Source organism: Phycicoccus sonneratiae (genome assembly GCF_016887965.1).
In the GTDB taxonomy this organism is placed as follows: domain Bacteria; phylum Actinomycetota; class Actinomycetes; order Actinomycetales; family Dermatophilaceae; genus Phycicoccus; species Phycicoccus sonneratiae.
Map to the genome: position 1 here is coordinate 114,864 of NZ_JAFDVD010000005.1, position 18,262 is coordinate 133,125.

21 protein-coding genes are annotated in these 18,262 nt (G+C 74.2%); 14 read left to right on the forward strand and 7 right to left on the reverse strand.

Annotation, left to right across the window (positions count from 1 at the left end):
• Positions 1-135: 135 nt before the first annotated feature.
• Together JQN70_RS03995 and JQN70_RS04000 are read left to right on the forward strand one after the other, a co-directional pair.
• Positions 136-333 carry a hypothetical protein gene (locus JQN70_RS03995; RefSeq protein ID WP_204130026.1) on the forward strand — a complete coding sequence of 66 codons (198 nt, stop codon included), beginning with the start codon at positions 136-138 and terminating at the stop codon, positions 331-333.
• 56 nt (positions 334-389) lie between these two features.
• On the forward strand, positions 390-3,245 hold the full coding sequence (locus tag JQN70_RS04000) for a helix-turn-helix transcriptional regulator (protein ID WP_204130027.1): 2,856 nt from the start codon (positions 390-392) through the stop codon (positions 3,243-3,245).
• Here JQN70_RS04000 and JQN70_RS04005 read toward each other — a convergent pair.
• The 3 genes from JQN70_RS04005 to JQN70_RS04015 are packed head-to-tail and all read right to left on the reverse strand — an operon-like array spanning position 3,242 to position 5,626.
• A complete protein-coding gene (locus JQN70_RS04005; protein ID WP_204130028.1) occupies positions 3,242-4,159 on the reverse strand; it encodes a COX15/CtaA family protein in 918 nt (305 codons plus the stop codon). The genes JQN70_RS04000 and JQN70_RS04005 overlap by 4 nt on opposite strands.
• Positions 4,160-4,175: 16 nt before the next feature.
• The gene (locus JQN70_RS04010) at positions 4,176-4,919 is read right to left on the reverse strand and encodes an ABC transporter permease (protein ID WP_204130029.1); all 744 of its coding nucleotides are present in this window, start codon (positions 4,917-4,919) and stop codon (positions 4,176-4,178) included.
• Positions 4,916-5,626 (reverse strand): ABC transporter ATP-binding protein, encoded by a 711-nt coding sequence (locus tag JQN70_RS04015; RefSeq protein WP_204130030.1) that lies wholly within the window; start codon positions 5,624-5,626, stop codon positions 4,916-4,918. Before JQN70_RS04015 ends, JQN70_RS04010 begins: the two co-directional genes overlap by 4 nt.
• A gap of 25 nt (positions 5,627-5,651) precedes the next feature.
• Here JQN70_RS04015 and JQN70_RS04020 point away from each other — a divergent pair, with 25 nt between their 5' ends.
• The 11 genes from JQN70_RS04020 (at position 5,652) to JQN70_RS04070 (ending at position 14,417) form a co-directional block, all read left to right on the forward strand.
• On the forward strand, positions 5,652-6,323 hold the full coding sequence (locus tag JQN70_RS04020; protein ID WP_204130031.1) for a phosphatidylserine decarboxylase: 672 nt from the start codon (positions 5,652-5,654) through the stop codon (positions 6,321-6,323).
• The gene (pssA, locus tag JQN70_RS04025) at positions 6,320-7,276 is read left to right on the forward strand and encodes a CDP-diacylglycerol--serine O-phosphatidyltransferase (protein ID WP_204130032.1); all 957 of its coding nucleotides are present in this window, start codon (positions 6,320-6,322) and stop codon (positions 7,274-7,276) included. Before JQN70_RS04020 ends, pssA begins: the two co-directional genes overlap by 4 nt.
• A 47-nt stretch (positions 7,277-7,323) precedes the next feature.
• Complete coding sequence (locus JQN70_RS04030) at positions 7,324-8,022, forward strand: helix-turn-helix transcriptional regulator (protein WP_204130033.1); 699 nt, start codon at positions 7,324-7,326, stop codon at positions 8,020-8,022.
• Positions 8,019-9,440: a Fe-S cluster assembly protein SufB gene (gene sufB, locus JQN70_RS04035; protein WP_204130034.1), complete on the forward strand. Its 1,422-nt coding sequence runs from the start codon at positions 8,019-8,021 to the stop codon at positions 9,438-9,440. Before JQN70_RS04030 ends, sufB begins: the two co-directional genes overlap by 4 nt.
• Before the next feature lie 91 nt (positions 9,441-9,531).
• Entirely contained in the window at positions 9,532-10,713 is a 1,182-nt protein-coding gene (sufD, locus tag JQN70_RS04040) for a Fe-S cluster assembly protein SufD (RefSeq protein ID WP_204130035.1), read from the forward strand.
• Positions 10,710-11,051, forward strand: coding sequence for a non-heme iron oxygenase ferredoxin subunit (locus JQN70_RS04045; RefSeq protein WP_307835806.1), 342 nt, complete (start codon positions 10,710-10,712; stop codon positions 11,049-11,051). Before sufD ends, JQN70_RS04045 begins: the two co-directional genes overlap by 4 nt.
• A gap of 8 nt (positions 11,052-11,059) precedes the next feature.
• Complete coding sequence (sufC, locus tag JQN70_RS04050; RefSeq protein ID WP_204130036.1) at positions 11,060-11,824, forward strand: Fe-S cluster assembly ATPase SufC; 765 nt, start codon at positions 11,060-11,062, stop codon at positions 11,822-11,824.
• A gap of 1 nt (position 11,825) precedes the next feature.
• Positions 11,826-13,121, forward strand: a complete 1,296-nt coding sequence (locus JQN70_RS04055) for a SufS family cysteine desulfurase (RefSeq protein WP_204130037.1) — start codon at positions 11,826-11,828, stop codon at positions 13,119-13,121.
• Positions 13,121-13,567 (forward strand): Fe-S cluster assembly sulfur transfer protein SufU, encoded by a 447-nt coding sequence (gene sufU, locus JQN70_RS04060; RefSeq protein WP_204130038.1) that lies wholly within the window; start codon positions 13,121-13,123, stop codon positions 13,565-13,567. The genes JQN70_RS04055 and sufU overlap by 1 nt, the downstream gene beginning before the upstream one ends.
• Before the next feature lie 47 nt (positions 13,568-13,614).
• Positions 13,615-13,893: a metal-sulfur cluster assembly factor gene (locus tag JQN70_RS04065; protein ID WP_239110609.1), complete on the forward strand. Its 279-nt coding sequence runs from the start codon at positions 13,615-13,617 to the stop codon at positions 13,891-13,893.
• A gap of 2 nt (positions 13,894-13,895) precedes the next feature.
• Positions 13,896-14,417 (forward strand): acVLRF1 family peptidyl-tRNA hydrolase, encoded by a 522-nt coding sequence (locus tag JQN70_RS04070; protein ID WP_204130040.1) that lies wholly within the window; start codon positions 13,896-13,898, stop codon positions 14,415-14,417.
• Between the two features lie 9 nt (positions 14,418-14,426).
• On the opposite strand, the gene JQN70_RS04075 is transcribed toward JQN70_RS04070, so the two are convergent.
• Positions 14,427-14,783: a VOC family protein gene (locus JQN70_RS04075; RefSeq protein ID WP_239110568.1), complete on the reverse strand. Its 357-nt coding sequence runs from the start codon at positions 14,781-14,783 to the stop codon at positions 14,427-14,429.
• A 96-nt stretch (positions 14,784-14,879) separates the two neighbouring features.
• On the opposite strand from JQN70_RS04075, the gene JQN70_RS04080 reads away from it, so the two are divergent.
• Positions 14,880-15,437, forward strand: coding sequence for a P-loop nucleotide/nucleoside kinase family protein (locus JQN70_RS04080; protein ID WP_204130042.1), 558 nt, complete (start codon positions 14,880-14,882; stop codon positions 15,435-15,437).
• A 46-nt stretch (positions 15,438-15,483) separates the two neighbouring features.
• Here JQN70_RS04080 and JQN70_RS04085 read toward each other — a convergent pair whose 3' ends face one another.
• From JQN70_RS04085 to JQN70_RS04095, 3 genes are all read right to left on the reverse strand, one after another.
• On the reverse strand, positions 15,484-17,070 hold the full coding sequence (locus JQN70_RS04085) for an HNH endonuclease signature motif containing protein (protein WP_204130043.1): 1,587 nt from the start codon (positions 17,068-17,070) through the stop codon (positions 15,484-15,486).
• Positions 17,071-17,195: 125 nt separating this feature from the next.
• On the reverse strand, positions 17,196-17,756 hold the full coding sequence (locus tag JQN70_RS04090) for an NYN domain-containing protein (protein WP_204130044.1): 561 nt from the start codon (positions 17,754-17,756) through the stop codon (positions 17,196-17,198).
• A 22-nt stretch (positions 17,757-17,778) separates the two neighbouring features.
• Positions 17,779-18,132, reverse strand: a complete 354-nt coding sequence (locus tag JQN70_RS04095; RefSeq protein ID WP_204130045.1) for a VOC family protein — start codon at positions 18,130-18,132, stop codon at positions 17,779-17,781.
• Between the last annotated feature and the right edge of the window lie 130 nt (positions 18,133-18,262).

Genomic DNA, 18,262 nt, shown 5'->3' on the forward strand with positions numbered 1-18,262 from the left:
AGAGGACTGAGGTACCTCAGACCCCGGGGCCGGGGGCGGGATACGGCAGCCGCCCGATGTGGCCCCCCACCTCAGCCGCGCACCGTGGAGGACGTCGGAGGGAACCGCCCTCCGGCGGAGCGCAAGGAGAGAGCCGTGAGCATCCACGCAGACCAGCTGTTCGTCACCGCCGAGGTGGAGCGCCGCCTCGAGCTCGCCGGGGTCGACGTCCACCACCCGGAGCGCGACCACGCCGTGGCGCACCCCACCGTGGCCCTCGGCGTGCACCCCGTCGCGGCCGTCCTCGCGCGGCTCGCGCGGCCGCGCGTCGCCGGCCGTCCCCGCCACCCGTGAGCGCGCCGGCGGCGGTGGGCGGGCCGGCGTCGGCGCCCGGTGCGATGATCGGGCCCGTGCCCGCCCGCCCCCACGCCGAGCTCGTCGGCCGCGCCGACGAGCTCGCGCGCGTCCGTGAGGCGCTCGGGGGCGACGACGGCGGGGGCGCAGTGCTCCTCGGGGGCGACGCCGGCATCGGCAAGACCGCGCTCGTCTCGGGCCTCGCCGAGCGGTCCGCCGGCCACCGGGTCCTCGTCGGGCACTGCGTCGGCGAGGTCGGGACGAGCCTGCCCTACCTGCCCTTCGTCGAGATGTTCGCCGGCCTCGACGCGCGGGACCGCGACCTCGTCGACGAGCTCGTCGCCGCCCACCCCGGCCTCGTGGCGCTCGTGCCGCGGCTCGCCGGCGCTGCCCGAGGGGACACGGTGCGGGCCGACCTCGTCGAGGCCGTGCACGCGGCCCTCACCGACCTCGGCGCCCGCGCGCCGGTGCTCGTCGTCGTCGAGGACGTCCACTGGGCCGACGAGTCCACCCGCGAGCTGCTCACCCTCCTCTTCACCCGCGGCGCACCCGAGGGGGTCGGGCTGCTCGCCACCTGGCGCAGCGACGACATCCACCGCCGGCACCCGCTCTCGGCCGCGCTGTCGGTCTGGTCGCGCCTGCCGACCCTCACCCGCCTCGAGCTCGGGCCGCTGCCCGACACCGACCTGCGGCACATCGTGCGGCGCGCGGGGTCGGGCCTGGCCCCCCGGGTCGTCGACGAGGTCGCCCGCCGGGCCGAGGGCAACGCCTTCTTCGCCGAGGAGCTGGCCGCCGCCGCCGGTGCGGGCGGCGTCGACCCCGGCGACCTCACCCGGCTCCTGCTCGCCCGCGTCGACCAGCTCGACGAGGAGGCGCAGTCCGTCGTCCGGGTCGCCGCCGTCATCGGCCGCCGGGTGCGGCACGCGCTCCTCGAGCGGGTCGCGGGCGAGGACGCCGCGGTCCTGCGTCGGGCGCTGCGCGCGGCGCTCGAGCACCACGTCCTCGAGCCGTGGGCCGACCGCGGCTACGAGTTCCGCCACGCGCTGCTCGCCGAGGCGGTCAGCGACGACCTGCTGCCGCACGAGCGGGTCCAGCTGCACCGCGCCTGCGCCGACGCGCTCCTCGACGACCCCGCGCTCGGCACCGCCGCCGACCTCGCCCGCCACGCGCTGGCCTCCGGCGACCGCGAGCTCGCCCTGACGGCCGCGGTGCGCGCCGGCGACAGCGCCCGCCGGATGGGCGGACCCGCCGAGGCCCTCGCCCACTTCGAGACCGCCCTCGGCCTCCTCGACGTCGACGACCCCGAGGCCCACCGCGTCACCCTGCGCGCCGCGTCGGCGGCCAACGCCGCGGGGCGTCCGATGCGCGCGATGACCCATCTGCGCGCCCGGCTCGCCGGCCCGGCCGCCGCGCCGCTCGAGCGGGCCGAGCTGCTCGGGGCGCTGGCCTTCGCGTCCCGGATGACCGAGGAGCGCGTCGACCGGCTGGCCCTCACCGCCGAGGCCCTCTCGCTCCTCGACGACGACGCCCCCGTCTCGCTGCGCGTCGGGCTGCTCACCCGACGGGCCGAGGTCCTCACCGACGCCGGGGCCACCGCCGAGGCGGTCGAGGTCGCCGACGCGGCGATGGCGCTGGCCGTCGAGCACGACCTCGCCGTCGACCGGGCCGACCTCTCCTCGGTGCTCGTCCGGCTCGGCGAGGCGGCGGGGGACCCGGGCGAGTCGATCCGCCGGCTCGAGGCGGTCATCGCCGAGTGGACCGACACCCCCGACCTCGCCCTCCTGCGCGCGCTGCACGTCCTCGCGAGCATCCACCTGCGCCAGGGCGAGTTCCGCGCCGCCCTCGAGGGGTTCGAGCGCGAGCACGCCGAGGCGCGGCGGGCCGGCCTCGAGGCGTCGGTGTTCGGGGTCGACGGCCGGGCCTTCGCGGTCACCGCCGCGTACGAGATGGGGGACTGGGACCTCGCCGTCCGGCTCGTCGCCGACGCCGCCGCGGCCGGCCTGCCCGCGGCCGGGTTCGCCGGCGTCGAGTCGGCGGGATGCTACGTGCCGGCGGCCCGGGGCGAGGCCGACGCCGAGCAGCTCCTCGCCTCGTCCCGCCCGTTCTGGTCCGAGGACGGCCGCATCGCGGTGCAGGCCGGGTCGGCCGCCGTCGACGTCCTCGGCCGGGAGGGGCACCTCGAGCGGATGCTCGAGGTGCACACCGAGCTCGTCGCGTTCCTCCGCGACCTGTGGTCGGTCGAGCGGGTGGCGGTCGAGGCCCGGCTCGGGGCCACGGTCGTGGGGCACCTCGCCACCGGCCTGCGCGACCGGCCGGCCGACGACCGGCGCCGGCTCCTCGAGGTCGCGCGCACGCTGGCCGCCGACGCCGCGACCGTGTGGGGCGAGGGGTCCACGCTCGCGCCGCCGTCGCTCGAGGGCGAGGCCTGGGTGGCCCGGGCCCGCGCCGAGGGGCTGCGGGCCGAGTGGCTCGGCGGCACCGGGGCCGCGCTCGACCCCCTCGTCGCGGCCTGGCGCGAGGTCGTCGCGCTCTTCGACGAGCGCGCCGAGCCCTACGAGCTCGCCCGCTCCCGCGCCCGCCTCGCCGAGGTGCTCACGGCGGCCGGCGACCCGGGAGCCCGCGAGCAGGTGGTCCTGGCCCGCGAGGTCGCCGAGCGGCTGCGCGCCCGGCCGCTGCTCGCGGCCCTCGACCGGCTCGACGCCCGTCCGGCGAGCACGTCGCTCACCGCGCGCGAGGCCGAGGTGCTGGCCCTCGTCGCCGCCGGGCGCTCCAACGGCGAGGTCGGGCGGGCCCTGTTCATCAGCACGAAGACGGCGAGCGTGCACGTGTCGAACATCCTCGCCAAGCTCGGGGCGGCGTCGCGGGGCGAGGCGGTGGCCCTCGCCCGGACGGCGGGGCTCCTCGAGGACTAGGTGGTCCGGCTGCGCAGCGCCAGCACGCCGGCGGTCAGGGCGACGACGAGCATCGCGGCGCCGAACATGTGCGCGAGCACGAGCGCCTCGGGCAGCGCGGTGAGGTACTGCACGTACCCGACGAGCCCCTGCGCGAGGGAGACCCCGAGCACGACGAGCCAGGCCCGCGGGGCCGAGGTGGCCTCGGCGGTGAGCCGCGCGGCGAGCCAGGTCGCGACGACGAGGCCGAGGAAGAGCATGACGACGTCGGCGTGCAGCCACGAGATGGTGCGCGGGTCGAACCCGAAGCGGTTCGGGGTGTCGGCGTCGCCGGAGTGCGGCCCGGACCCCGTGACGACCGTCCCGAGGGCGAGCACGACCGCGCCGACACCGCTCGTGACCCAGGCGAGCCGGACGACGAGGTCCGGGACGAGCGGACGCGCCGGCACGGTGGCCTCGCCGCGGGCGAACCACAGGTAGGCGGCGGCGACGACGAGGACCATCGAGAGCAGGAAGTGCGCCGCGACGGTGGCGGGGTGCAGGCCGAGCAGGACGGTGAGCCCGCCGAGCAGCGCCTGGGCGACGACGCCGCCGAGGACGACCGCCGACGCGACCTTCATCGCCCGACGCGGCGCGAACCGCCAGACGACGACCACGGACGCGACGGCGAGGACGGCGAGGACGCCGGTCAGGGTGCGGTTGCCGAACTCGATGTACTTGTGGAAGCCCTCGGCCTGCTCGACGGTCGGGGTGATCGAGGCGCCGGTGCAGCGGGGCCACGTGGGGCAGCCGAGCCCGCTGCCGGTGAGCCGGACGAGGCCGCCGGTGACGACGATGCCGACCTGCGCGACGAGGTCCGCGAGGAGCACCGGGCCGAGCCAGCGGGAGCCGGCACGGGTGCCCGTGCCGACCGGGGTCGCGGTGCGCGTCGTCACGCTGGAATCGTACGGCTCACCCGGACCAGCGGAACCAGCGGGCCGCCGCGGCGCCGCCGGCCGCGGCCCACCCCACGAGCACGAGCCACGGTCCCCACGGCCACTCGCCGGAGACGAGGGAGGCCCGCAGCGCGTCGCCGAGCGCACCGGAGGGCAGCACGGCCGCCACACCGGCGAACGGCCCGGGCAGCACCGACGTCGGTACGAGCACCCCGAGCCCGAGGAGCAGCACCCAGACGAGGTTGGCCACGGCCAGGACGGCCTCGGCGCGCACGGTGCCGGCGAGCAGCAGCGCGAGGGCGACGAGGGTCGCGGTGCCGAGCAGCAGCGAGACGAGGGCCGGGAGCAACCCGGCCGCGACCGGTCGCCACCCGAGGGCCAGCCCGAGGCCGCCGAGGACGACGACCTGGACGGCGAGGACGCCGAGCACCGCGAGGGCCTTCCCGGCGAGCAGCCCGCCGCGCCCGAGCGGCGTCGTGCCGAGCAGCCGGAGGACGCCGGCGCGCCGGTCGAACCCGGTGGCGATGGCCTGTCCGGTGAAGGCCGTGGACAGGACGGCGAGCGCCAGGGTGCCCGCCGTCGCGAGGTCGACCCGGCGTCCGGCGCCGAGGTCGGGGACGGAGGCCAGGGTCAGGCCGACGAGCGCGATGGCCGGCAGCAGCACCGACACCAGCAGCTGCTCGCCGTTGCCGAGGAGCATCCGGGTCTCGAACCGGGCCTGGGCGAGCACGCGGGTGCGCGGGGGAGCCGGGGCACTCATCGGGCACCCCCGGCGGTCAGCTCGAAGTAGACGTCCTCGAGCGTGCGGGCACCGCGGACCTCGGCGAGCGTCCCGGAGGCCACGACCCGCCCGGCGGCCAGCACGACGACGTCGTCGGCGATGCGCTCGGCCTCCTCGAAGGAGTGCGTCGTGACGACGACGCACACCCCGCGCCCGGCCTCGGCGCGGAGCAGCGACCACACGTCCAGCCGGGCGTGCGGGTCGAGCCCGGCGGTCGGCTCGTCGAGGAAGAGGACCTCGGGCCGCCCCACGAGCGCGGCGGCGAGGGCCACCCGCTGGCGCTGGCCCCCGGACATCCGCCGGACCGTCGTGCGGGCGAAGTCGCCGATGCCGAGCCGGGCGGCGAGTTCCTCGACCGGCCAGGGGTCGGCGTGGAGGGCGGCGAGGTGGCGCAGCAGGGGGAGCGGGCGGGCGGTGGTCGGAAGCCCGCCGTCCTGGAGCATGACGCCGACCGCCGCCCGGTGCGACGCCGGGGCGCGCCACGGGTCGGAGTCGAGCACGCGCACCGAGCCGGAGTCCGGGCGCTGCAGCCCCTCGAGGCACTCGACGGTGGTCGTCTTGCCGGCGCCGTTGGGGCCGAGCACGGCGGTGACCCGCCCGGCCGCCGCCGACCACGACGCGCCGTCGACCGCGGCCCGACCTGCGAAGGCGCGGCGCAGCTCGTGCACGAGGACCGCCGGCGCCATGGTCGTTCATCCTAGGGTGGGGGCCATGCCACGCATCGACCGGGAGGCCGGCCCCGCGACCGCGGTCGCCGCCGTCCCCGCCGCGCTCGCCCTGCTCCTGCGACGGCCGGGGGTGGCCGCCGTCCTCGGGGTGCTGCCGGTGGCGGTCGCCGCGTTCTTCCGCGACCCCGACCGCTCGCCGGACTCCCGGTCGGTTCCCGTCGACGACGTCCTCTCCCCGGCCGACGGCAAGGTGATGTACGCGGGTCCGGGCCAGGAGGGCGTGGCGCCCCCCGGCGCGTGGCAGCAGGTGAGCATCTTCCTCTCGGCCTTCGACGTCCACATCAACCGCGCCCCCTACGGCGGGCGGGTCGTCGAGGTCGTCCAGCGCCCCGGGAAGTGGCTCGCCGCCTACACGCACGAGAGCGCGCACCTCAACGAGCGGGCCGACATCACCGTCGAGCGGGAGGTCGGTGGCGAGCTGCGGCGCGTGCACTTCCGCCAGATCGTCGGCCTGATGGCCCGCCGGGTCGTCACCCGCGTGGCCGTCGGCGACGAGCTCGCCACCGGCACCCGGGTCGGCCTCATGAAGTTCGGGTCCCGGATGGACGTCTTCGTCCCGCCGGAGTGCGACCTGCTCGTCGCCGCGGGCGAGCGGGTGGTCGCGGGGGAGAGCGTCCTCGCGCGCTGGCCGGCGACGAGCGGGGTGGCCCGATGAGCGCCGACGAACCGGGCGGCAACGGACGACGACGCATCCTCGACCGGTGGCGGCTCGTCTCGCCCACCGGCGCCGACGTCGTCTCGCTGCGCCAGCTGCGCAAGCGCGAGCGGGCCCGCCTCCTCGCCCCCAGCGCCTTCACGACGCTCAACCTGCTCAGCGGGTTCTCCTCGGTGCTCCTCGCCTTCCGCGGGCACTTCACGCTCGCCGCGGTCCTCATCGCGTTCTCGATCGTCATGGACATCGCCGACGGCTTCGTGGCCCGCCTCGTCGGCGCCACCTCGCCGTTCGGGCTCCAGCTCGACTCGCTCGCCGACCTCATCTCCTTCGGCGTCGCGCCGGCCGTGCTCGTGCACACGTGGGCGCTCGGCGACTGGCCGGTCCTCGCCTGGCTCGTCGCCTTCCTCTGGCTGTCCTGCGCGGCGTTCCGGCTGGCCCGCTTCAACGTGACGATCGACCCCGCCGCCGACAAGCGCTACTTCGTCGGGCTGCCCTCGCCCGGTGCCGCGAGCGTCGTCATCGCGACGATCTTCGCCCTCGACTCGCCGTTCTTCGGCCCCGGCACCGGGCCGTGGCGCGCCTGGTTCCCCCTGCTCGTCAGCGTCGGTCCGGCCTTCCTCATGGTGATGACCATCCGGTTCCGGTCCTTCCGCAACCTCCTGGCGCCGACCACCCCGCGGGCCCGACTCGGCACGGCGGCGGTCGGGGTGGCCATCGTCGTCGGGCTCCTCGTCGCGCCGGGCCTCACCGGCCTCGTCGTCGCCTACGGCTACGTGCTCACGGCCCCCTTCGGCGTGCTCACCGCCCCGCTGCGCGACCGCTGGTTCGGCGCCGACTCGGTGGCCCCGCCGCGGCGGCGCATGCCGTCGGTGTTCCTGCCCATCGACGAGGACGACGACATCGACGGCCCCGGCGCCGAGGACTACGTCGAGGAGCGCGGCACCGCGGGTTAGGCGACCCTTCCTTGGACGCCGTCCGAGCATTTACCTAACATGGGTGTGTGGTTAATCCCGACGTCCACACCGACGAGTCGCGCACCCGCGACCGGGTGCTGCGCGTCGTGAGCCAGGAGGGGCCGGTCAGCATCACGGCCCTCGTCGAGCGGCTCGGCCTCACCGAGACCGCCGTGCGGCGCCACGTCGACAACCTCCACGCCGCCGGGCTCGTCGAGCCGCGCGACGCCGCAGGCCCGCGCCGGCGCGGCCGCCCGGCCAAGGCGTGGACCCTCACCGACGACGGCCACCGCGCGCTGGCCTCCGACTACGACCACCTCGCCGGTCAGGCGCTGCGCTTCCTGCGCCGCACCGGCGGCGAGGCGGCGGTCCAGGCCTTCGCCGAGGAGCGGGTCGCCGGTCTCGAGCACCGCATCGCCGACGCGCTCGACGACGCCGGCGACGACACCGCCCGCCGCGCCGACGCCCTCGTCACCGCCCTCAACGCCGAGGGCTACGCGGCCTCGGCGCGCCCGGTGGGAACACCCGGCGCCCGCACGGCGCTGACGGGGGTGCAGCTCTGCCAGGGCCACTGCCCCGTCCAGCACGTCGCGTCCGAGTTCCCCGAGCTGTGCGAGGCCGAGACCGAGGCGTTCTCCCGCGTCCTCGGCGTCCACGTCCAGCGCCTGGCGACCCTCGCCCACGGCGACCACGTCTGCACCACCTTCGTCCCCACCCCGACCACCACCGAGAGGTCCTCGTCATGACGAGCCACATCGAAGAGCTCAACCCCGGTCTCAAGGGTCTCGGCACCTACGAGTACGGCTGGGCCGACTCCGACACCGCCGGTGCGTCCGCGAAGCGCGGTCTCGGCCCGGAGGTCGTCGCCGACATCTCCGACCGCAAGAGCGAGCCGCAGTGGATGAAGGACCTGCGGATGAAGTCGCTGCGGCTGTTCGACAAGAAGCCGATGCCGTCCTGGGGCAGCGACCTCACCGGCATCGACTTCCAGAACATCAAGTACTTCGTGAAGTCCACCGAGAAGCAGGCGACCTCCTGGGAGGACCTGCCCGAGGACATCAAGAACACCTACGACAAGCTCGGCATCCCCGAGGCCGAGAAGCAGCGCCTCGTCGCCGGTGTCGCCGCCCAGTACGAGTCCGAGGTCGTCTACCACCAGATCCGCGAGGACCTGGAGGAGAAGGGCGTCATCTTCGTCGACACCGACACCGGGCTGCGCGAGCACGAGGACCTCTTCCGCGAGTACTTCGCCTCGGTCATCCCGGCCGGCGACAACAAGTTCGCCGCGCTCAACACCGCCGTGTGGTCGGGCGGCTCGTTCATCTACGTCCCGCCGGGCGTCCACGTCGACATCCCGCTCCAGGCCTACTTCCGGATCAACACCGAGAACATGGGCCAGTTCGAGCGGACGCTCATCATCGCCGACGAGGGCTCGTACGTGCACTACGTCGAGGGCTGCACCGCGCCGATCTACAAGTCCGACTCGCTGCACAGCGCCGTCGTCGAGATCGTCGTCAAGAAGAACGCCCGCGTGCGCTACACGACCATCCAGAACTGGTCGAACAACGTCTACAACCTCGTCACCAAGCGCGCCACGTGCGCCGAGGGCGCGACGATGGAGTGGATCGACGGCAACATCGGCTCCAAGGTCACGATGAAGTACCCGGCCGTCTTCCTCCTCGGCGAGCACGCCAAGGGCGAGACGCTGTCCATCGCCTTCGCGGGTGAGGGCCAGCACCAGGACGCCGGGTCGAAGATGGTCCACGCCGCCCCGAACACGAGCAGCTCGATCGTCTCGAAGTCGGTGGCCCGCGGCGGCGGCCGCACGAGCTACCGCGGTCTCGTCCAGGTGATGGAGGGCGCGCACGGCTCGAAGAGCTCGGTCGTCTGCGACGCCCTGCTCGTCGACACGATCTCCCGGTCCGACACCTACCCGTACGTCGACATCCGCGAGGACGACGTGCAGATGGGCCACGAGGCGACCGTGTCCAAGGTGTCCGAGGACCAGATGTTCTACCTGATGTCCCGGGGCATGACCGAGGAGGAGGCGATGGCGATGATCGTGCGCGGCTTCGTCGAGCCGATCGCCAAGGAGCTCCCGATGGAGTACGCCCTCGAGCTGAACCGCCTCATCGAGCTGCAGATGGAAGGAGCAGTCGGCTGATGTTCACCACACGAAGTCTTCCCCCGCTCCGCTCCTCCAGTACTTCGCGGGGACCCCGAACCCCGAACCCGAGCTTCTTCGAGGACCTTGCATGAGTCTGCTGACCCCCCAGCGCCCCACCGAGGGCGCGCACACCCACAGCGCCGCCACGATGGTCCCCGACCAGTCGCGCGCCGAGCGCCGGGCGTCCTTCGACCCCGCCGACTTCGCCGTGCCGCACGGCCGCGAGGAGGAGTGGCGCTTCACGCCGGTCGACCGGCTCGGCCCCTTCTTCCGTGACGAGGCCGCCGGCGCCGACGCCGACTGGCACGAGGAGCTGCCCGAGGGCGTCACGCTGAGCACGATGCCGGTCGCCGACTGGCAGGCCCTCGGTGTGCCGCGCCCCCAGGACCGGGCCGCCGCCGTCGCCGCCGCCCGCAGCGGTGGTGTCGCCGTCGTCGACGTCCCGGCCGAGGCCGAGCTCACCGAGCCCGTACGCCTGCGCCTCTCGGGCGATGGGTCCGACCTCGTCCACGGGCACCTCCTCGTGCGGGTCGGCCGCTTCGCCCGCGCCACGGTCGTCCTCGAGCACGCCGGCACCGCCGACTGCTCCGAGGTACTCACCGTCCTGGCGGGTGACGGCTCCGACGTCACCCTCGTCAGCGTCCAGGAGTGGGACGACAGCGCCCACCACCTCGCCCAGCACGACGTCGTCGTCGGGCGCGACGCCACGGTGCGGCACATCGCCGTCACGCTCGGCGGCGGGGTCGTCCGGCTCAACACCAACGCCTCGTACACCGGCCCCGGTGGCTCGTTCGAGGGCCTCGGCGTGTACTTCGCCGACGCCGGCCAGCACCTCGAGCACCGGCTCTTCGTCGACCACGAGGCGCCGCACTGCCGCAGCAACGTCGAGTACAAGGGCGCCCTCCAGGGCGAGACTGCCCGCACCGTGTGGGTCGGCGACGTCCTCATCCGCGCCGCGGCCGAGGGCACCGACACCTACGAGCTGAACCGCAACCTCATCCTCACCGACGGCGCCCGCGCCGACTCGGTGCCGAACCTCGAGATCGAGACCGGCGAGATCGAGGGAGCCGGGCACGCCTCCGCCACGGGCCGTTTCGACGACGAGCAGCTCTTCTACCTCATGGCGCGCGGCATCCCCGAGGACGACGCCCGCCGCCTCGTCGTCCGCGGCTTCTTCGCGAGCGTCGTCGCGCGCATCGGCGTCCCCGAGGTGCAGGAGCGCCTCATGGAGGCCATCGAGCGCGAGCTCGCCGGGGAGGTCGCAGCGTGAGCGAGCAGCTGACCACCGAGGGCTTCACCTACGTCTGCCGGCTCGACGAGCTGCCGGAGGTCGGGGCCGCCCTCGCCGAGATCGAGGGCCGCCGCGTCTCCATCGTCCGCACCGAGGACGGCGCCGTGCACTGCGTCGACGACACGTGCAGCCACGCCAACGTCTCGCTGTCCGAGGGCGAGCTCGACGGCTGCACCCTCGAGTGCTGGCTGCACGGCTCGCGCTTCGACCTGCGCACCGGCGAGCCCACCGGCCCGCCCGCCATCACCCCCATCGCCGTCCACACCGTCCGCACCGAGGGTGACGACGTCTTCGTCGCCCTGTCCGAGGAGCTCTGACCCCACGCATGTCCACCCTTGAGATCAAGGACCTTCACGTCACCGTCGAGACCGAGCAGGGCACGAAGGAGATCCTCCGTGGTGTCACCCTGACCATCGAGTCCGGCCAGACCCACGCGATCATGGGCCCGAACGGCTCGGGCAAGTCGACCCTCGCGTACTCCATCGCCGGCCACCCGAAGTACACCGTCACCTCGGGCACCGTCACCCTCGACGGCGAGGACGTCCTCGCGATGAGCGTCGACGAGCGCGCCCGGGCCGGTGTCTTCCTCGCGATGCAGTACCCCGTCGAGGTCCCCGGCGTCACCGTCTCGAACTTCCTGCGCACCGCGAAGACCGCGGTCGACGGCCAGGCGCCGAAGCTGCGCACCTGGGTCAAGGACGTCAAGGAGGCGATGGCCGACCTGCGCATGGACCCGGTGTTCGCCGAGCGCAACGTCAACGAGGGCTTCTCCGGCGGCGAGAAGAAGCGCCACGAGATCCTCCAGATGGAGCTGCTCCAGCCGAAGTTCGCCGTCCTCGACGAGACCGACTCCGGCCTCGACGTCGACGCCCTGCGCGTCGTGTCCGAGGGCGTCAACCGCGCCAAGGACAAGACCGGCGCCGGCGTCCTGCTCATCACGCACTACACGCGCATCCTGCGCTACATCCAGCCCGACTTCGTGCACGTCTTCGTCGACGGCCGGATCGCCGAGGAGGGCGGCCCCGAGCTCGCCGAGCGCCTCGAGGCCGAGGGCTACGACCGCTTCACCGCCGCGGGTGCCGGGGCCTGAGATGACCGCCGCCCCCTTCACCGACGAGGAGCTGGCCCGCCTCCGGGCCGACTTCCCGATCCTGTCGCGCACGGTGCGCGGGGGGCACCCGCTCGTCTACCTCGACTCCGGGGCCACCTCGCACAAGCCGGTCCAGGTGCTCGACGCCGAGCGGCGCTTCTACGAGCACACGAACGCCGCCGTCCACCGGGGTGCCCACCAGCTCTCCGAGGAGGGCACCGACGCCTACGAGGCCGCCCGCGAGACCATCGCCCGGTTCATCGGGGCGTCGGCGGGCGAGGTCGTCTTCACCCGCAACGCCACCGAGGCGCTCAACCTCGTGGCCTACGCCTTCACCAACGGCACCCACGGGGGCGGCGGCGGTCGTGGAGACCGCTTCTCGCTGCGGCCGGGCGACGAGGTGCTCGTCACCGAGATGGAGCACCACGCCAACCTCATCCCGTGGCAGGAGGCGTGCCGGCGCACCGGCGCCACGCTGCGCTGGGTGCCGGTCACCGAGGACGGACGGCTCGACCTCACCGACCTCGACGAGCTGCTCACCGAGCGCACGAAGGTCTTCGCCTTCACGCACGTCTCGAACGTCCTCGGCACCGTCAACCCGGTCCGCGAGCTCGCCGAGCGCGCGCACGCCGTCGGGGCCCTCGCGGTGCTCGACGCCTGCCAGTCGGTGCCGCACCTGCCGGTCGACGTCGCCGACCTCGGCGTCGACTTCCTCGCCTTCTCGGGGCACAAGATGTTCGGCCCCCTCGGCATCGGGGTGCTGTGGGGCCGCGCCGAGCTGCTCGACGAGATGCCGGTCTTCCTCACCGGCGGCTCGATGATCGAGACCGTGACGATGGAGGGCGCCACCTACGCCCCCGTGCCGCAGAAGTTCGAGGCCGGGGTGCCCGTCGCGGCCCAGGCCGTCGGGCTCGCGGCGGCGTGCGACCACCTCACCGCCCTCGGTCTCGACCGTGTCCACGCGCACGAGCAGATGCTCACCGAGCGGCTGCTGCGCGGCCTCGCCGAGCGTCCGTGGGTGCGCGTCCTCGGGCCCGCCGACCTGCGCGAGCGCGGGGGAGCGGTGGCCTTCGTCGTCGACGGCGTGCACGCCCACGACGTCGGGCAGGTGCTCGACGACCGTGGCGTCGAGGTGCGGGTCGGCCACCACTGCGCGTGGCCGCTGCACCGCAAGCTGCGGGCCGCGGCGAGCACGCGCGCGTCCTTCGCCGCGTACACGACGCCCGGCGAGGTCGACGCCCTGCTCGAGGCCCTCGACCGCGTGCCGGCGATCTTCGGGACGGAGGTGCCCGTCTGATGGACCTCTACCAGGAGCTCATCCTCGAGCACTCGAAGCGCCCCGTGAACCACGGTCTGCGCGAACCGTTCGACGCCGAGAGCCACCACGTCAACCCCACGTGCGGCGACGAGGTCACCGTGCGGGTGCACCTCTCGGGAGCCGGTGACGACGCCGTCGTCGAGGACGTCTCGTACGACTCGATGGGCTGCTCGATCAGCGTCGCGTCGGCGTCCATCCTCGCCGAGGAGGTCACCGGCGGTACCGTCGCGCACGCCCGCGAGACCTACGAGGCGATGCGCGCCATGCTCACGAGCAAGGGGGAGGACCCCGGCGACGAGGAGCAGATCGGCGACGGCGTGGCGCTCGCCGGCGTCGCGAAGTACCCCGCCCGCGTCAAGTGCGCCCTCCTCTCGTGGTCGGCGTTCACCGATGCCCTGTACCAGGCCGAAGGAGCGAAGCAGTGAGCGAGACCACCGCCACCCCCAGCAACGTCGCCGACGTCGAGGAGGCCATGCGCGACGTCGTCGACCCCGAGCTCGGGATCAACGTCGTCGACCTCGGCCTCGTCTACGGCATCACGGTCGACCCGCAGAACCACGCCGTCATCGACATGACGCTCACCTCGGCGGCCTGCCCGCTCACCGACGTCATCGAGGACCAGACCGCGGCCTCCCTCGAGGGGGTCGTCGCCGGGCACCGCATCAACTGGGTCTGGATGCCGCCGTGGGGTCCGGACAAGATCACCGACGACGGCCGCGAGCAGCTGCGCGCCCTGGGCTTCAACATCTGAGCGTGACCACCCGCGTCGTCGAGGTCGCGCCCGAGCGGTACGACCGCTGGCGGGCGCGGTTCGACGAGAACAACCCCGACGGTCCCCAGCGGGTCGTCGGGGTCTCTCGGCTCGAGGCCGACCCGCTCGCCGTGCTGCTCGTGCGCCGGGGTGGGTACGCGGTGGGGGTGGCTGTCGGGGACCGGTTGACCGAGCACAAGGTGGGGACGCGCTACGTCCAGTCGCGGACGGCCGCCGGCGGATGGAGCCAGCAGCGCTTCGCCCGGCGCCGGTCCAACCAGGCCGACGAGCTGGTCGGGGCGGTCACCGAGCACGCCGTGCGGCTGCTGCGGGGGAGCGGCGCCCGGGGACTCGTGCTCGGCGGGGACCGGGCCCTGGCCGAGGCCGTGCTCGATGACGCCCGGCTCGGCGGGTTGCGCGACCTCGCGCGCATTGAGCTCTACGACCTGCCGGACCCGCGGTTCGCGGTGCTGGAGAAGGCCGTCGAGCGGGCGCGGGCGGTCCGGGTCACCATCGAGGAGTGAGGCGCCCGCTCACTCCTCCATGAGCACGAGCTCGTTGCCCCAGGGGTCGGTGAAGGCGAACATCGACGGCGAGCCCTCGAGGTGGAGCACCTCGTCGTTGTGCAATGTCGCGTCGGTGGCGCGGAGCCGGTCGTGCGCTGCCTGCGCCGAGGCGGTCCCGAGCCGGACCGCGCGGGGGATCTCGCTGTCCGGTGGGAGGAGGACGATCCCGACGTCCGAGCCGGGCGGGGCGACCTGGACGTACCGGGCACCGGGCCAGGCCTCGGCGTCGACGACGACCTCGCACCCGAGGACGTCGCGGTAGAAGGCGAGCGCGGCGTCCTGGTCGGGCACCGTCACGGACACGCTGAGGCCTCTCGTGATCATGGTCATGCCCGTTCCGACCGGCGCTCCGATCCGGAATCATCGGTCCGGCCGGACCACGTTTGCCGACCACCACCCCCGGACGGCATCGTGGGGGTCGTGGACGCCCGCCCGACCCTGTTCCTCACCGTCGGCCTGCCGGGCGTCGGCAAGACCACCCGGGCCAAGGAGCTGGCCGCGACGCACCGCATCCTGCGGCTGACACCGGACGACTGGATGGCGCCGCTGTTCGGTCGCAGCGACGTCGACGGCCGCCGGGACGTCCTCGAGGGCCGGATGATCTGGGTCGCGCACCAGGTGCTCCTCGGCGGGTCGAGCGTCGTCCTGGACTTCGGCTGCTGGTCCGCGGACGAGCGGTACGCCATCCGCGTCATCGCGGAGACGGCCGGTGCGCGGTTCGTCCTCGAGCTCGTGCAAGCCGCCGAGGACGAACGCCGACGGCGCGCGAGCGCCCGGTGGCGGGAGGCTCCGGAGACGACCTTCGAGATGACCGAGGCCGACCACGACCGGTTCCTCGCCGCCATCGAGCTCCCGAGCGACGCGGAGCTGTCGTACGGTCCGGTCCCACCGCCGCCGGCGGGTCACGACACCTGGCCGGAGTGGGCCAGCACCCGGTGGCCGACACTCCCGGTGATCACACCACCGAACGGCGCCTGATCGTCGGGTCCGGCGTCCGCACCGCGCTCCGTCGCGGAGCCGCCCGTCAGAAGGGGGGTGAGGCGGTGAGGTCGCGCCTGCGGGGCAGCCGTGGGGCGTGGTCGTGGGGGGCGGGCGCGCAGGTCATCGGCACGCGGGGTCGGGTGATGTGGACACGGCGGGCCGCTTCGGCCGGGCCACGGTGCTCGAGGTGGTGCTCCAGCGCCGAGTGGGGGCCGTCGGGCAGCACCAGGCTCGGGTTGCCGGGCGGCGTCGGGGGTGGGTCGGTTCCGGTGTCGGTGAGGGTGATCGGGTGGAGCTGGTCGGGGGGATGAGTGGTGCGGGTGCGGCCGGTGGGGTCGGTCCAGGTCATCGAGGCGTCGGGGTGGAGGACGGCTCGCCAGCCGGGGCGTTGTTTGAGGCGGTGGTGGCGCCGGCAGAGGCAGGCCAGGTTGGTCGCGGCCGTGGGTCCGAGCGGCCAGGTGCGGACGTGGTCGAGGTCGCAGAAGCGGGCGGCGACGGTGCAGCCGGGGAAGCGGCAGTGCCGGTCCCGGGCCCGCACGAACGCCACGAGTCGGGCGCCGGGCCGGTAGGCGGAGGTGCTCAGCTCGCCGTGGGGGTCGAGCGGGGCGCCGGTCGCGGTGTCGCAGGGCTGGAGGCGAGGCCGGCCGGTGCGGTCACGGCCGGTGACCGTGGTGGCGGCGACCGCCCGCTCGAGCCAGTCGCGCTGGACCAGCATCGGTTCCCCGGCGCGGGCGGTGCCGACCGGCACCAGGTCCCCGGCAGCTCCGCTCGCGATCCCGGTGGGGCGAGCAGGAGCGTCGGCGGGGGTGGTCAGGACGACCTGGAGGTCGATGGTGGCCTGCTGGGTGACCAGGTCGGTCAGGGCCTTGGCGCGGGCCCGGTCGATCCGCTCGCACACCCCGTCGGTGACGTACTGCTGGGCCAGCGCGTCGATCGCGGCCCAGGCCCGGCAGGCCTCCTCGGAGGGAAAGGTGCCCAGCCAGGTGTCCACGCCCGGCTCGTCCACCCACCGCCGCAGCCCACTGGCCTCCCGCGCCCGCACCGCGCGCTGCCGCAGCAGGTCCGGGCTGATCGACGCCAGTAACCGGCGCACCCGGCGCCGCAGGTGCGTGCCGTCCTCCCGGCCGAACCAGTCCGACAGGCTACTGACGACCGTCTCGGCGACCTCGGCCGGGACCTCCTCCAGCTCGTACGCCACGACGCCCGCCCGGTAGGCATCGAGACGTCCTGCGCGCATCGCGCCGTGCAGCCCACCCAGTCCGGTGCACACCAGCGACCCCTCGGGCGCGTCCGCCGCCCGGCGCACCGCGTCACGCACCCGGCGTTCGGCGTGCACCGCCGAGACGTTCAGCACCCCCGACACGACCGCGGGCGCATCGAGCGCCACGTGACCCCGGGCCCGGCGCACCTGCACGACCGTGCCGTCCTCGGCCCACTCGCACTCCACCGCCGCCAACGCCACGATCGCCTCGTCCTGCGCCGCCGCCGCCACGTCGAGCAGCGCCTGCAGCTCACCCAGCAGCTCCGCACACTCATCGACCGACCCCGTCGGCGACCCTCCCACCAGCGCATCCGAGAGCAGGGCCCGCGCCGCTCGTGCGGCCTCCCTGACGGTGTCCGTGGTGGTCATCGGCTCCCCCTCCCCTCGTACCCCGATCCTACCGGACAGGCGTTCGAGAGGGAAGGGTCGAGCGGAGGGAAAGATGTTGCAACGCAGGACAATCCGCCGAGAACGAGTGACCGGCGACGGACCCGTCAGAGGAACTGCGCCGGGTCGAACTCGGCGATCGGGATGATGCGCACCCGCGGGAGCCGCTCGTTGAACGCCGCGACGTCGTACTCGAGGTCGAGGAACTCCAGCCCGCGCTCGGACATCCCCGCGAAGGCGCTGCTGCGGAACTCGCCGAACCCGACCACCCCGACCCGGCGCCCGTCCAACAGGTCCTCGACCTGCTCGGCGAAGTCGCCGTCGTTGCTCACGAGGAGGACGTCGGCCTCGCGACCCCGCAGCTCGGCGAGCGTGCGCTGGATGGCGATGTCGACGACCTTCTCGCCCGGCCCGCCGGACAGCGGCACCGGGCGGTAGCCGATGGCGAGCAGCGCCTGGACGAAGGTCATCGGCAGCTCGGTGTTGGCCGCGAGGAAGAACAACCCGACCGCCGGCTGCTCCCACCGGTCCTCGGCGAACTGCAGCAGCCGCTCCCACCGGGGCCGCTCCGCGGGCTGCGGCCGGCGCCCGAGGATCGAGGTCCCCAGCGTCGCGTCGATGTTCTCGCCGTCGACGAGGAGGTAGGTCGTGCGCGCAGCGGGAGCCATGGGCCGAGCCTAGGGGTCGCCGTCAGGCGTGGTGCTGGGCGATGTTGACGACCGTGCCGCCGGGGGCCCGGACGAAGAACCGCCGCACGCCCCACTCCTCGGTGACGAGCGGGTGCACGACCTCGACCCCGGCCGCGAGGACCTCCGCGTAGGCGGCGTCGACGTCCTCGACCCGCACCGTGAGCGCCGAGTCCTCGGGCGCGGTCGCGTCACCGGAGACGAGCTGGACGTGGGCGCCGGTGTCGGGCGAGGTGAAGCGGGCGACCCAGCCGAGGTTCATCTCCTCGGTGGACAGGCCCATGACCTCGGCCCAGAAGCCCCCGGCCGCATCGATATCGGGGACGTTGAGGTTCGGGATGACGGAGACGACGCGCATGCTTCCTCCTGCGGTGGCGGTCCCTCGATGCTCGCCGACAGGGCGCTGAACGTCCACCGCGGAGGTCGGTCAGGTTCGGAGAAGCGCCGTCGGGGACCGGGGGAGCACGATGGGCGCAGCAGGATCCACG